Source organism: Flavobacterium solisilvae (assembly GCF_012911605.1).
In the GTDB taxonomy this organism is placed as follows: Bacteria; Bacteroidota; Bacteroidia; order Flavobacteriales; family Flavobacteriaceae; genus Flavobacterium; species Flavobacterium solisilvae.
Genome location: NZ_JAAMPT010000183.1, coordinates 1 through 13293, shown reverse-complemented (window position 1 = coordinate 13293; position 13293 = coordinate 1). Strand labels below are relative to the sequence as shown.

Here is a 13293-nt window from a genome sequence, read left to right as displayed (position 1 = left end):
GCAAAAATAAAATGAGTATTTTAAATGCTATCAGAAATAAAATTATTCATAGAATTTTTGCCTTAATAAATAATGAAACTATTTATCAAAAAGATTTTGTAATATCATAGAAATCGAACTGGCGAAGCAATGACAAGTTTGAGAAAAAAGTTTGAGGTTAAAAATTTTAATTATTATTTTAAAAAATTTTATAGATTTGAAAAAGTAATAGTTATTAAACATAATAATCATTTTAGAACAATTGACTTCCATGTAAAAGTATTCAATTTGAATTGATTATAAGAAATAAATAGTCATAATAACAACGTTATTATAGGTTTAAGGAACTGTCGGAAATGCCGAAACAGCGACAATAAAATATCTGAAAGTAGGTTTAGTATTCTAATTTAATAATTTATGAGAAAAAAAATTTACCTAGTAGCAAGTTTATTATGCATGTCATTATTTTTCAATAGTTGCGGTGTTATGTTTGGCGGTAGCAAATATAATGGTACTATTAAAGTAAAAGACAAACCAAACGCAGAAATATTTGTTAATGGTCAAAAATTAGGTAATGGACAAGCCACTAGTCTTTTTTCAAGAAATCAACCATTAGTTGTTGAAGTGAAACAAGAAGGTTGTCCTTCTAAAACTCAAACTTTCGATAAATCTTTTAGAACCGGAAACTTTATACTTTCTGCATTATCATTTGGACTAGTTGGAATTGCTGTAGATTTAGGAACAGGTGCATCTTATAAACCTGCTCACAACTCAAATTCAGCAATTAAAAAATTGAGTGACAAAAATTATGAGTTTGAAGTAGATTACTCAGAATGTAAAAAATAAAAAATTGATAGTACTGATTATCAATCCTTGTCAAGAAAAAATCCCATCACGAGATGGGATTTTGTTTTATAGTCCGTGGCTATTTTCAGGTTGCTCAGTATCGATGTTGAGCATTTGCCAAAGTTTGTCTTTTAGTTCGATTAATCCTTGATTAGCAACTGAGGAAATAAACATATACGGTATTCCTTTGAAAGATTTATCCAATTCTTGTTTCATTTCGGCTTTAAGTTCGTCGTCGAGCATATCGCTTTTAGAAATGACTACCAATCTATCTTTGTCGAGCATTTCTGGATTATAACGACGAAGTTCGTCAAGCAAAATATCGTACTCTTTTTTAATATCATCGGCATCGGCTGGAACAAGAAACAACAACGTTGAATTTCGCTCGATATGACGAAGGAAATAATGTCCTAATCCTTTTCCTTCGGCTGCACCTTCTATAATTCCTGGAATGTCGGCAATGACAAACGATTGAAAATCACGATACGCCACAATTCCAAGATTGGGTTTTAAGGTCGTAAACGGATAATCAGCAATTTTTGGTTTGGCTGATGTTAAAACAGAAAGTAAGGTTGATTTTCCAGCATTTGGAAAACCTACTAAGCCTACGTCTGCTAAAACCTTTAATTCCAAAATTACATCTAGTTCTTCAACTGGCATTCCTGGTTGTGCATAACGCGGCGTTTGATTAGTGGAACTTCTAAAATGCCAGTTTCCTAATCCGCCTTTTCCACCTTTTACTAGAATTCTTTCTTCGCCGTGTTCGGTTATTTCAAATAGAATTTCTTCGGTTTCTTTGTCGCGAACTACGGTTCCAAGTGGCACTTCGATGATTTTGTCTTCGCCGTCGTGTCCTGTACTTCGTGAACTTCCGCCATCGCCACCATGACCAGCTTTGATGTGTCGAGCAAATTTTAGGTGAAATAATGTCCAAAGTCCTTTGTTTCCTTTTATGATTACGTGTCCACCACGACCACCATCGCCACCATCTGGTCCGCCTTTTTCTATGAATTTTTCGCGGTGCAAATGTGATGATCCTTTTCCTCCTTTTCCTGAGGAAACGTATATTTTTACGTAGTCTACAAAGTTACCTTCTGTCATTGTCTTTTTCTTTTTGCTTTAAGCAATAAGCTTATAGCTGTTTTTTCATGTAGTTTTTGTGGCTAGCTTTTTAGCCCTGATTGTAGTGGAAATCCTTTTTTTGTTTTTTTTAGCAATTGCACTTCGACTGCGCTCGGTGTGACAAAAACAAAAAAAGATTGTAACGAAAAGCAGGAAAATGGTTTATTTTTTGCCCTAACGATTCGCTCCTTATATTTTTATTCTATTATTGATTTTACTAGTACTTTGTCAATTTTTACGCCATCCATATCGATGATTTCGAGTTCGAGTTTGTTCCAGATTAGTTTTTCGCCTTGTGTTGGAATTTTACCCATTTCGGTCATGATTAGTCCGCTTACTGTGGTTACGTCGTAATCGTTGGTTAGTTCGTCCATGTCGAAATAGGTTAGGAAATCGTGTAGCGAATATAATCCGTCAACGAGCCAAGTTCCGTCTTCGCGAGACACAAGTTGGTATTCGTCTTCGTCAAAATCAGATGCTTCGCCAACGAGTGCTTCGAGTATATCGTTTAGCGTGATAATTCCCTGAAAAACACCATATTCATCGGTTACAAAAGCGTAATGCACTTTGGATTTTTTGAAATTTTCAAGTGCTTTGTATGCTGATGTGTGCTCGATTAAATAGACCGGTTCTTTGGTTATCGATTTTAGGTCGAAATTTCCTTTTTCGAAATTGGCAAACAAGTCTTTCATCAAAACGACTCCTTGTACTTCGTCAAGATTTTCGTTACAAACGGGATAAACGGAATGCAATTCGTCGAGTACTTTAGTTTTTATTTCTTCGATGGTATCGTCAGTAGAAAGGTAAACAATCCACTTTCTATGCGTCATCAAGGAGTTTATTTTTCTATCGCCAATGTGGAAAACGCGTTCCACGATGTCTTGCTCTATTTCTTGAACTTCTCCACCTTCAGTTCCTTCTTTGATGATGGCTTTGATTTCTTCTTCTGTTACTTTTCCGTCAGCAGTTGGTTTAATTTTAAATACATCTAAAACGAAATCTGTTGAAACGGTTAATAACCAAATAAATGGTGCTGTTATTACAGAAACCATTTTCATGGGTACGGCAACGGCTTTTGCAATAGTCTCAGGATAGTTTAGACCTATTCGCTTTGGGATTAATTCGCCCAAAACTAGAGAGAAAAACGTTAAAACCACTACTACTACTCCAACAGCAATACTTTGAGAATAAGGCTGCAATGAGGCAAAACCATCAAAAAACAACTTTACGTCATCGGTAATTTTATCACCAGAATAAATACCGGTTAAAATCCCGATAAGCGTTATCCCGATTTGTACAGTTGATAAAAATTTGTTGGGAGAATTGGCTAAATCTAAAGCCACTTTAGCATTGGTATTGCCTTTTTTTGCGGCAGTTTCTAATCGGTTTTTTCGAGCAGAAATGAGCGCAATCTCAGACATTGAGAAAACTCCGTTCAATAAAATAAGAAGAAAAATTATAAAAATTTCCAATTGAAAAATGTTTGATTAACCTTTACAGGCACTAAGTTACAAATTATCTATTACTTTGCTAACTCTTTTTGTAACTTCTTCGATGGTGCCAATTCCATCTACAGCATAAAATTTTTGTTGTCCTTTGTAATAATCCATCAAAGGTGCGGTTTTTTCGTTATATTCTTGGTATCGATTACGAATTTTTTCTTCGTCTTGATCGTCAGGTCTTCCAGAGGTTTTTCCTCTTTCTAATAATCGTGCTACCAAGATATCATCGTCAGCTTCAAGTGCAACCGTTGCTGTGATGTTTTGTCCTTTGCTTTCAAGAAATTTATCTAAAGCCGCAGCTTGAGCTAATGTTCTTGGAAAACCATCAAAAAGAAATCCTGCTGAATGTGGGTTTTTATCTACTTCGCTTTGCAACATTTGAATGGTTACTTCGTCTGGAACTAAATCGCCTTTGTCCATAAATGTTTTGGCAAGTTTTCCTAAATCGGTATCATTTTTAATGTTAAATCTAAAAATATCTCCTGTTGAAAGATGTGTTAAATTGTATTTTTCTTTTAAAAATTCAGCTTGTGTGCCTTTTCCTGCACCTGGTTTTCCGAAAAGAACGATGTTAATCATTTTATTAAAAGTTGTCTGTTATTATTTGTTGTCTGTTATTGTGCTAATTGATATACGTCTGGAAGATTTCTACCCAATCCATCATAGTCTAAACCATAACCTACAATGAATTTATTTGGAATTCTGATACCGATATAATCTATTTTGATGTCTTTTTTGTATGCTTCTGGTTTGAAAAATAGTGTTGCTATTTTTAAATGTTTTACTTTTTTATCTTTAAAAATAGCTTTCAATTCTTCAATTGTATTTCCTGTATCAACAATATCTTCTACTATTACAACCGTTCTTCCTTCTAAATCTTGGTTTAAACCAATTAACTGTTTTACTTCATTGGTCGTTTCCATTCCTTCATAGGAAGCCATTTTAATGAAACTCACTTCACACATTCCTCTGTAATTTTTCATTAAATCAGACAAAACCATGAAAGAACCGTTTAAAACCCCAATAAAAACTGGAACTTCATCAAAAAAGTCGTCGTCCATTTGTTTTGCCATATTTTGAATTGCAAATTGTATTTCTTCAGAAGAAATGAATGGCTCAAAAGATTTATCGTGAAGATGTATCATTATTTTTGATTTAAAATAAGTTGCAAATTTAATGAAGTATAAAGTATTAAGCAGTAAGTATTGACACTTTTTTGCAAATTAGATATATTTACCAAATGAAAAGCCAAATGTATCAAAAAATCGAAGCCAGTACATGTCACGTTGCTAGCCGAAAAATGGTTAGCAATTTTGCTATGAAAAACGAAAATCATCTCGATGAAATGATACGATTAGCATTTGATATCGAACACGATTTACATGTAAAAGCGTTTTGGAGTTTGGACTTGGTTTGCGAAAAAAAATTAAAACAATTTGCTGTTTACATAGAAGATTTCTGCATCATACTTCCAAAAATTAAAGACGATTCCGCATTACGACCAGCAACTAAAATAGCTTTCTTTTTAACCAAAAGTAATCATAGGAAAAACGGCATTTCGCTCACACAAGAACAAGAACACAACTTAATTGAAGCGTTACTTGACCGATTAATTCAAGACGAAAAAGTAGCTTCAAAAGTATATGCCATGAAAGCGCTTTTTGTTTTAGGCAAAAAATATGATTGGGTTCACGATGAATTAAAAATGATTATTTCTCAAGATTATTCCAATCATTCTGCGGCTTACCAAGCAGCAACAAGAAATTTATTAAAGAAACTCAACAAATAGTATTTTCTGAATTCTAAACTCTGAATTCTAAATTCTTACTCTTATCTTTGCGCAAACAACTACAACTACAAAATGAATTATTTCTCATCCGATTTTAAATTAGGAATTCTCGGTGGCGGACAATTAGGTAAAATGTTACTCGCCGATACTAGAAAATTTGACATCCAAACCTACATTCTCGATCCAAGTGAAGAAGCGCCAAGTCAATTTGGCGCAACAAAATTCTTTCGCGGAAGTTTAATGGATTTTGATACGGTTTATCAATTTGGCAAAATGGTAAATTTGCTAACCATCGAAATTGAAAATGTAAATCTTGATGCTTTAGATAAATTAGAAGCTGAAGGTTTACCTGTTTATCCTTCGCCAAAAACCTTGCGATTAATTCAAAATAAAGGTCGCCAGAAGGATTTTTATGTTCAAAATAACATCCCAACTTCACCTCATCAGCGTTTTGTAGATTTAAATGATTTGAGAAAATCGTTAGAAAAAGACGAATTAGAAATGCCATTTGTGTGGAAATGTGCGCAGTTTGGCTATGATGGAAATGGTGTAAAAATCGTTCGTTCTACATTAGATTTGGTAAATTTACCCGAAGTAGAATGCATTGCCGAACAAATGGTTCCGTTTAAAAATGAATTGGCTGTAATTGTTGCTCGTTCGGTTTCTGGCGAAGTAAAAACCTATCCTGTAGTGGAAATGGAATTTCATCCCGAAGCCAATCAAGTAGAATATGTAATTTGTCCTGCTCGTATAGACGAAAAAGTGGCTAAAAAAGCAACCGAAATAGCACTTAAAGTTTCAGAAGCTTTCACTCACGTTGGTTTATTAGCGGTAGAAATGTTTCAAACCGAAGATGACGAAATTTTGGTTAACGAAGTTGCGCCAAGACCACACAATTCGGGACATTATAGTATTGAAGCAAGTTATACTTCTCAATTTGAAAATCATTTACGTGCCATTTTAGATTTGCCTTTAGGAAATACAAATAGTAAAGTTGCTGGAATTATGGTAAATTTGGTCGGCGAAGAAGGTTTTTCTGGACAAGTAATTTACGAAAATATCGAGAAAATAATGGCAATTGATGGTGTAACGCCACACATTTACGGCAAAAGAGAAACAAGACCATTTAGAAAAATGGGACATGTTACGATTGTAAATGAAAATATGGATGAAGCTAGAAAAATTGCTGAGAAAGTGAAGAATAGTATTCGAGTGATTAGTTAAAAATTATTATAAATTATGAATTTTAAATTTTAAACGAACGTAATTACAATCATTTAAAATTTAAAATTTAAAATTCAACATATAAACATGAGCAAAGTAGCCATAATAATGGGTTCTATTTCCGACATGCCAGTCATGCAAGAAGCCATCGACATCTTAAAAGGATTTGACATTGAAACCGAAGTAGATATCGTTTCGGCACACAGAACACCCGAAAAATTATTTGATTTTAGCAAAAACGCCCACACACGAGGAATTTCAGTAATTATTGCTGGTGCTGGTGGCGCGGCTCATTTACCCGGAATGGTCGCTTCGATGTCGCCATTGCCAGTAATTGGTGTTCCTGTAAAATCAAGTAATTCAATCGATGGATGGGATTCGGTTTTGTCGATTTTGCAAATGCCTGGTGGCGTTCCGGTGGCAACTGTTGCGCTAAACGGAGCAAAAAACGCTGGAATTCTTGCCGCACAAATCATTGGAAGTCATGATAAATGTGTGCTTGACAAAATTATCTTCTACAAAGAGAGTTTGAAAGAAGCGGTGAATAAAGCTTCAAATGAATTGAAAAATAAATAATTGCACAAAGTCACACGAAGTTAAACACAGAGTTACACAAAAATCTCTGTGAAACTTTGTGAAAAAACTTTGCGAAACTTAGTGAAACAAAAAATGAAAATACTAACACAAAAATTCAATACAAAACACGATACTGCTCCATTTTCTCAAATTAAAATGGAAGATTATAAACCTGCTTTTATCGAAAATATCGCTTCGGCAAAAGCAGAAATCGACGCTATTATCAACAATCCAGAAGCTCCAACATTCGAAAACACGATTGAAGCATTGGATTTTTCTGGTGATGCATTAGAACGATTATCATCGATTTTCTTCAATTTGAATTCGGCTGAAACTTGTGACGAAATGCAAAAAATCGCTCAAGAAGTAACACCATTATTGACCGAATTCAGTAACGATATCACTTTGAATGAAGATTTATTCAAAAGAATAAAATCGGTTTACGAGCAAAAAAACACTTTAAACCTTACCACAGAACAAGCGACTTTGCTAGATAAAAAATTCAAAAGTTTTTCTAGAAACGGCGCTTTATTATCGGAAGAAAAGAAAGCTAAACTTCGCGAAATCGATACTGAATTGGCTAAACTAAAATTAACGTTCAGCGAAAATGTTTTGGCAGAAACCAATAATTATCAACTTCATATTACTAATGAAAACGATTTAAAAGGTTTGCCAGAAGGAACAATTGAAGCCGCAAAATCGTTAGCAAAAAGCAAAAATCTTGATGGCTGGATTTTTACCTTAGATCATCCAAGTTATTTACCATTTGTAACTTATGCCGAAAATCGTGAGTTGCGAAAAGAAATTGCTATCGCAGCCGGAAAAAAAGCATTTCAAAACAACGAATTTGACAATCAAGAAATCACACTTAAAATTGCGAAATTACGTTTTGAACGTGCCAATTTATTAGGATATGAAACGCATTCACACTTTGTTTTAGAAGAACGAATGGCGCAAAATCCCGAAAAAGTTAAATCGTTTTTAAATGATTTATTGATTAAAGCAAAACCTGCAGCCGAACGTGAATTTGCCGAATTAACTGCTTTCGCTAAAGCATTAGACGGAATTGAAAAATTAGAAAAATGGGACGGCGCGTACTATTCTGAAAAATTGAAACAGAAATTATTCAATTTGGATGATGAAAAATTGAAACCTTATTTTAAATTGGAAAATGTCTTGAATGGCGCGTTTACCATTGCAAATAAATTATTCGGATTAACTTTTACCGAAGTTTTTGACATCGACAAATACCACGAAGAAGTTACCACTTACGAAGTAAAAGACGAATTTGGAGCATTAGTAGCCATTTTTTACGCCGACTTTTTTCCACGACCAGGAAAACGAAATGGCGCTTGGATGACGAGTTTCAAATCGCAATACATAAAAGACGGAAAAAACGAACGACCACATATTTCCAACGTTTGTAATTTTACAAAACCAACCGAAACCAAGCCTTCACTTTTGACTTTTAATGAAGTAACGACGTTATTCCACGAATTCGGTCACGGATTACACGGAATGTTAGCCAACACAGTCTATCCAAGTTTGTCTGGAACGTCTGTGTATTGGGATTTTGTGGAATTACCAAGCCAAGTGATGGAAAACTGGTGTTACGAACCAGAAGCGTTGGCATTGTTTGCAAAACATTACGAAACTGGAGAAATTATTCCGCAAGAGTATGTTGAAAAAATCAAGGAAAGTGCAAGTTTTCAAGAAGGCATGGCAACATTGCGTCAATTGAGTTTCGGGCTTTTAGACATGGCTTTTCACAGCAATAATCCAACCGAAATTACTGATGTAAAAGCGTTTGAAAAAGCAGCATTCGAAGGCACAACTTTATATCCTGATGTTGCTGAAAACTGTATGAGCGTTTCGTTTTCGCATATTTTTGCTGGCGGTTATTCGTCTGGATATTACAGTTATAAATGGGCTGAAGTTTTGGATGCCGATGCATTTGCGTATTTCCAAGAACAAGGTATTTTCAATAAAGAAGTAGCCACAAAATTTAAAGATAACGTACTTTCAAAAGGCGGAACCGAATTACCAATGGAATTGTACAAACGTTTTCGTGGTCAAGAACCGAAGGCTGATGCGTTGTTGAAACGTGCTGGGTTGATATAATATGAAAACGAAAGAAAAATTACAATTAATCGAGGATACTTGGAGACATTACATATGGGAATATAATTTCTTTCGAAAAAAATTAAATTTCAATAATGAGTTAGACACCAATTACGTTGGAGTAATTTTTGGATATTTCCATGATACCTTACCTATTTTGGAAAGCATAAAACTTGATAAGAAAAACTCATTGGAAAATCGTTTTTTAAATTCTATTGGTATTCTCCAATTGATTTACGTGCAACAAGATTTAATTTATGAATTGAACAAATCATTTGGTTTAAAGCACAAAATAAACTTTAGAAAAAATCGTGAATTAAGAAATGAATTAATTGGACATCCAATAAGTAGAAGTAAAGATAAGTCCCTAAAATCTTTTTGCCTTTTTGGATTTCATCCAAATGAATTAGGTGATATCACCTATTTAAAATATCAAAAAGACAATAATTTTAAATTTGAGGCGAGTGGTTATTTTACTGACGAAGTTATAAGTAATCATTTTTTAATGCTAAATGAAAATTTTGATTTAATATTAAAGAAAACAAAGGTTATAATTTCAGAATTTAAAAGAAAATCTATTGAAATTTTAGAAAATTTAGAAAAAACAGAATTCAAAAATTTAGTAAACATAGTCAATGAAAATTTCAATTATTTTTTAGAATCTGACAAAGTTTTTCATTACGAAAGAATTTTGAATTGTTATGAATTAATAGAAACTCATAAAAGATACAAATATAATATAGATTTATTTTTGAAGAATCTCAAGTCTAGTTTAATTGAAAACATCAATAACATCAATAACAAATATTTGAACAAAAAAGAAATTATTGATAATGAATACGAAAATTTGTCTAGCAATTATTCCTTTGGCAAACTGTATAATAATCACCCAATATTTGGAATTTCATATTTTAAAGAAACCTTTTCAGAAGACAAGAAAGTTATTGAAGAACTTGAAAATATGGAAAATAATATTGAAAACGATTTTGAGTTTTATTCTTCTTATAATTACCTTCAATATTTATTAAATGTAAATTATCCTGATTTTTTCAAAGATTAATTACTTCAAAAACTATCCTAAATCATTTAAATACAAGACCGAAAACCAATAAAGGTTTTCTTTAAATAAACTTTCATTTTTTTTTGAAACTTTAAAAACTTTTACTTAACTTTGTCCTATCAAAATGAAATAACCATCAAAATGGAATTCAAAGAAGCTAAAAATAAATTCGTTCAAACTTGGGGTGCTTTGGGCAGTCAATGGGGAATTAACAAAACCATGGCTCAAATCCATGCGCTTTTGATGGTTTCGCACGAAGCAGTTTCTATGGAAGATATTATGGAAGAATTGCAAATTTCAAGAGGAAATGCTTCAATGAATTTAAGAGCTTTAATGGATTGGGGAATTGTTTATAAAGAATACAAAGCTGGCGAACGTCGTGAATTTTTTACAGCTGAAAAAGATTTAGACGAACTAGCCGTTAAAATTTCAAGAGAACGAAGCAAACGTGAAATAAAACCTGCATTAAAAGTTTTAAAAGAAGTTTCTGCATTAGAATCTGACGGAACAGCTGCCGAGAAACATTTTGTTGATCAAACATCTAAATTGTATGACTTCGTTCTAAAAGCAGATAATATGCTGGACAAAATAACAGAATACAAAGACAATTGGTTAGCAAAACTAGTTGTAAAAATAATGAAGTAAAACCTTTTTTTAATCAAAACTTTCATTTTTTTCTGAAAGTTTAAAACAATAGATAATTATGAGACAGTTTGTATTTTACCTAAATCTAATTCTTACAATAGTATCTTTATTAGGAGTATTTATTGATAATGTAATTAACTATGATATAGATAGTGTTGGATTTTTAGTTCTTCTTGGATTATTTCAAGTTTTTATATCCTTCATCTTTACATTTTATGCAATTGCTCACAATAGACTATTGCTTATTTTTTACATACTTTATTGGTTTATTGTGGTCTTATTTTTTAAGTTTTATATAAATGAAATCTTCTATATGTGCCTTCTTATAGCAGTTTACAATTTATATCTAAACTATTGTAGTTTCTCAAATTCAAAATATAACATCATTAAACCATGAACCTAAACATTATTGGTTACGTAATATATTTATTGATAACCACATTCATCATTATAAATGTCGGTAAAATTTGCTACCGAAATGGAAATATTTACGTAGCTCAATTGATACCTGAACATAAAGATTTATGCCAAAAAACAAATCAAGTGTTGCTTATTGGATATTATCTTTTAAATCTGGGTTACTGTGGGATGACGCTAATTTCTTGGGACAAAATCATTTCCTATCCACAATTAGTTGAAGTAATTTCGATTAAAACCGCAACAATTATTTGCATCATTGCCATGCTTCATTACTTCAACATTTATATCATTACAAAATACATTCAAAAATTAATTTAAATCTTTATACTATGGAAACTACAAAAATTTTAATCGGTTATGCTATTTATTTACCAGTTGCTTTGTTTTTAACCTATTATGTTTCTAAAACTTTGTTCAAAAACAGTAAAATTTATATGCTTGATATTTTTAAAGGTCGCGAAGAAATTGCAATTGCAACCAACAAACTCTTTGAAACTGGATTTTATCTGTTGAATTTAGGATTTGCTTTGATGATTTTAGAAATGAACCTTTATGACAATACGTATCAACTTTTGATAGAAAAATTGAGTTATAAAATTGGTGGTTTTACAATCTATCTCGGATTGATGTTGTTCTTAAATCTTTACTTTTTCTTTAGAGGAAAAAGAAAAGCAAGAGAAACTCATACTGAAGAAAGAATTGTTTTTAAAGCGTAAATCAACAAACAAGACAGGTTTTGAAAACCTGTCTTGTTTATAATATAACTACCATCAACCACCATAAAATTGGAATGCTTTCTACCCAAAACGAAGCGTAATATCGAGAACGATTTTCATGTACAAAAAGTAAAAATAAAACCGTAGTTACTGCTAATCCTGTTTTTACAATTAAAAATTCAAGGATAAAATCTTCGGATAAAAGTTCAAGCAAAACAAAAATCAACATCAATACAACGCCAATTTGCTTGGTTTTAAAAACGCCAATTTGCTGCGGAACGGTTTTCAAATGTGGATCATCAAATTTCAAATCGATGATTTCAAAAATTAAAACCAACGTAAAAATTAGAATAAATCGCTGAACAGCTACTAAAAAAACATAACTATCAAATGACAATTGACTATTGATAATTGGCAGAAAAAGTGTTACGCCAACCCAACAAATCGCTACGATATAAATCTTAATTCCAGCCCAGTTTCGAGCATTTTTTCTATTCGGAAAAAAAGGCAAAGTGTATAATAATGTTAGTGCTAAAAATCCAAAACCAATAAGTTGAGTTATACTTTCCAACTGATAAAAAAAATATCCCGAAGCTAGAAAAGCAATTGAACTCAAAACTGCAATCGCTTTCAATTCCAATCGCATTTGGAGTTTTTGGCTTCGCGCTAAAGCATCATATTTGACAAAATTATAACCAACGATTGTTCCAAAAAAAGCAAATAACGAAACGTTTTCTATGTCCTTTATTTGAAACAAAAAACCAGTCATTTGCGTTAAAGCAAAAACCGACAACGCCACATGAATGCTACCGTTGACATAAAAGTCGAATATTTTTTTTAGTATTTTCAATGAATAAAAAAGGAGTTTTATAAAAAACTCCTTTCTGATTTTATTGCTTAACCATTTTAATAATTTGCACTTTTTCTTCGGATTGAAGTTTTAGCAAATATACGCTCGAAGGCAATTGGTTGATACTAATTTTTGAATTTAACAATCGTCCTCTTTGAATTTCTTTTCCATCCAAACTGAAAATCGAATACAAAACATCGTCAAACTCATGAATAACATTTATTTCATTTTCAAATGGATTAGGATAAACCGTGAACAATTTTTTCACTTCATCAATCAAACCTAATTCTTCTTCCACTGCAATTGAAACAATAAACGAAACACTTCCACCAGAATTCGTAGCCGTAACTTCATAATCCGTAGCCGATTGTAAAACCGTTGGCGTTCCAGAAATTATTCCGGTTGTTGTGTCCAATGATAATCCGTTTGGTAAACTTGGACTA

At 32.4% G+C, this 13293-nt stretch carries 15 protein-coding genes; 9 read left to right on the top strand and 6 right to left on the bottom strand.

What is annotated here, in order from left to right; translation table 11 throughout:
* The first annotated feature begins 396 nt into the window (after positions 1-396).
* Entirely contained in the window at positions 397-825 is a 429-nt protein-coding gene (locus G6042_RS01095) for a hypothetical protein (RefSeq protein ID WP_169522421.1), read from the top strand.
* 66 nt (positions 826-891) lie between these two features.
* On the opposite strand, the gene obgE is transcribed toward G6042_RS01095, so the two are convergent.
* The 4 genes from obgE to hpt form a co-directional block, all read right to left on the bottom strand.
* Positions 892-1926 (bottom strand): GTPase ObgE, encoded by a 1035-nt coding sequence (gene obgE / locus G6042_RS01090; RefSeq protein ID WP_169522420.1) that lies wholly within the window; start codon positions 1924-1926, stop codon positions 892-894.
* A gap of 218 nt (positions 1927-2144) precedes the next feature.
* Positions 2145-3368 (bottom strand): hemolysin family protein, encoded by a 1224-nt coding sequence (locus G6042_RS01085; protein ID WP_235933160.1) that lies wholly within the window; start codon positions 3366-3368, stop codon positions 2145-2147.
* Between the two features lie 87 nt (positions 3369-3455).
* Positions 3456-4028 carry an adenylate kinase gene (locus G6042_RS01080; RefSeq protein ID WP_169522418.1) on the bottom strand — a complete coding sequence of 191 codons (573 nt, stop codon included), beginning with the start codon at positions 4026-4028 and terminating at the stop codon, positions 3456-3458.
* 35 nt (positions 4029-4063) lie between these two features.
* Positions 4064-4594, bottom strand: coding sequence for a hypoxanthine phosphoribosyltransferase (gene hpt, locus G6042_RS01075; protein WP_169522417.1), 531 nt, complete (start codon positions 4592-4594; stop codon positions 4064-4066).
* Between the two features lie 107 nt (positions 4595-4701).
* Between hpt and G6042_RS01070 the strand changes: the two genes are divergently transcribed.
* The 8 genes from G6042_RS01070 (at position 4702) to G6042_RS01035 (ending at position 12000) form a co-directional block, all read left to right on the top strand.
* Complete coding sequence (locus tag G6042_RS01070; protein ID WP_169522416.1) at positions 4702-5238, top strand: hypothetical protein; 537 nt, start codon at positions 4702-4704, stop codon at positions 5236-5238.
* 72 nt (positions 5239-5310) lie between these two features.
* Positions 5311-6462, top strand: a complete 1152-nt coding sequence (locus G6042_RS01065; protein WP_169522415.1) for a 5-(carboxyamino)imidazole ribonucleotide synthase — start codon at positions 5311-5313, stop codon at positions 6460-6462.
* Between the two features lie 87 nt (positions 6463-6549).
* Positions 6550-7038: a 5-(carboxyamino)imidazole ribonucleotide mutase gene (gene purE / locus G6042_RS01060; RefSeq protein ID WP_169522414.1), complete on the top strand. Its 489-nt coding sequence runs from the start codon at positions 6550-6552 to the stop codon at positions 7036-7038.
* A gap of 93 nt (positions 7039-7131) precedes the next feature.
* A complete protein-coding gene (locus tag G6042_RS01055; RefSeq protein WP_169522413.1) occupies positions 7132-9159 on the top strand; it encodes a M3 family metallopeptidase in 2028 nt (675 codons plus the stop codon).
* Between the two features lie 262 nt (positions 9160-9421).
* Positions 9422-10219 (top strand): hypothetical protein, encoded by a 798-nt coding sequence (locus tag G6042_RS01050; protein ID WP_169522412.1) that lies wholly within the window; start codon positions 9422-9424, stop codon positions 10217-10219.
* Between the two features lie 141 nt (positions 10220-10360).
* Positions 10361-10864, top strand: coding sequence for a GbsR/MarR family transcriptional regulator (locus G6042_RS01045; protein ID WP_169522411.1), 504 nt, complete (start codon positions 10361-10363; stop codon positions 10862-10864).
* 393 nt (positions 10865-11257) lie between these two features.
* Complete coding sequence (locus tag G6042_RS01040) at positions 11258-11602, top strand: hypothetical protein (RefSeq protein ID WP_169522410.1); 345 nt, start codon at positions 11258-11260, stop codon at positions 11600-11602.
* A gap of 11 nt (positions 11603-11613) precedes the next feature.
* Positions 11614-12000, top strand: a complete 387-nt coding sequence (locus tag G6042_RS01035; RefSeq protein WP_169522409.1) for a hypothetical protein — start codon at positions 11614-11616, stop codon at positions 11998-12000.
* 37 nt (positions 12001-12037) lie between these two features.
* Here the strand turns inward: G6042_RS01035 and G6042_RS01030 are convergent, their stop codons facing one another.
* Positions 12038-12850, bottom strand: coding sequence for a UbiA prenyltransferase family protein (locus G6042_RS01030; protein ID WP_169522408.1), 813 nt, complete (start codon positions 12848-12850; stop codon positions 12038-12040).
* A 40-nt stretch (positions 12851-12890) separates the two neighbouring features.
* A partial coding sequence (locus G6042_RS01025) for a putative Ig domain-containing protein (protein ID WP_169522407.1) occupies positions 12891-13293 on the bottom strand: 403 nt, incomplete at its 5' end.

Bases quoted from the DNA above. Each gene is read 5' to 3' on its own strand.
- hpt (WP_169522417.1), bottom strand. From the start codon at position 4,594: ATGATACATCTTCACGATAAATCTTTTGAGCCATTCATTTCTTCTGAA.
- purE (WP_169522414.1), top strand. From the start codon at position 6,550: ATGAGCAAAGTAGCCATAATAATGGGTTCTATTTCCGACATGCCAGTC.
- G6042_RS01045 (WP_169522411.1), top strand. From the start codon at position 10,361: ATGGAATTCAAAGAAGCTAAAAATAAATTCGTTCAAACTTGGGGTGCT.
- G6042_RS01085 (WP_235933160.1), bottom strand. From the start codon at position 3,368: ATGTCTGAGATTGCGCTCATTTCTGCTCGAAAAAACCGATTAGAAACT.
- G6042_RS01055 (WP_169522413.1), top strand. From the start codon at position 7,132: ATGAAAATACTAACACAAAAATTCAATACAAAACACGATACTGCTCCA.
- G6042_RS01040 (WP_169522410.1), top strand. From the start codon at position 11,258: ATGAACCTAAACATTATTGGTTACGTAATATATTTATTGATAACCACA.
- G6042_RS01080 (WP_169522418.1), bottom strand. From the start codon at position 4,028: ATGATTAACATCGTTCTTTTCGGAAAACCAGGTGCAGGAAAAGGCACA.
- G6042_RS01095 (WP_169522421.1), top strand. From the start codon at position 397: ATGAGAAAAAAAATTTACCTAGTAGCAAGTTTATTATGCATGTCATTA.
- G6042_RS01070 (WP_169522416.1), top strand. From the start codon at position 4,702: ATGTATCAAAAAATCGAAGCCAGTACATGTCACGTTGCTAGCCGAAAA.
- G6042_RS01065 (WP_169522415.1), top strand. From the start codon at position 5,311: ATGAATTATTTCTCATCCGATTTTAAATTAGGAATTCTCGGTGGCGGA.
- G6042_RS01035 (WP_169522409.1), top strand. From the start codon at position 11,614: ATGGAAACTACAAAAATTTTAATCGGTTATGCTATTTATTTACCAGTT.
- obgE (WP_169522420.1), bottom strand. From the start codon at position 1,926: ATGACAGAAGGTAACTTTGTAGACTACGTAAAAATATACGTTTCCTCA.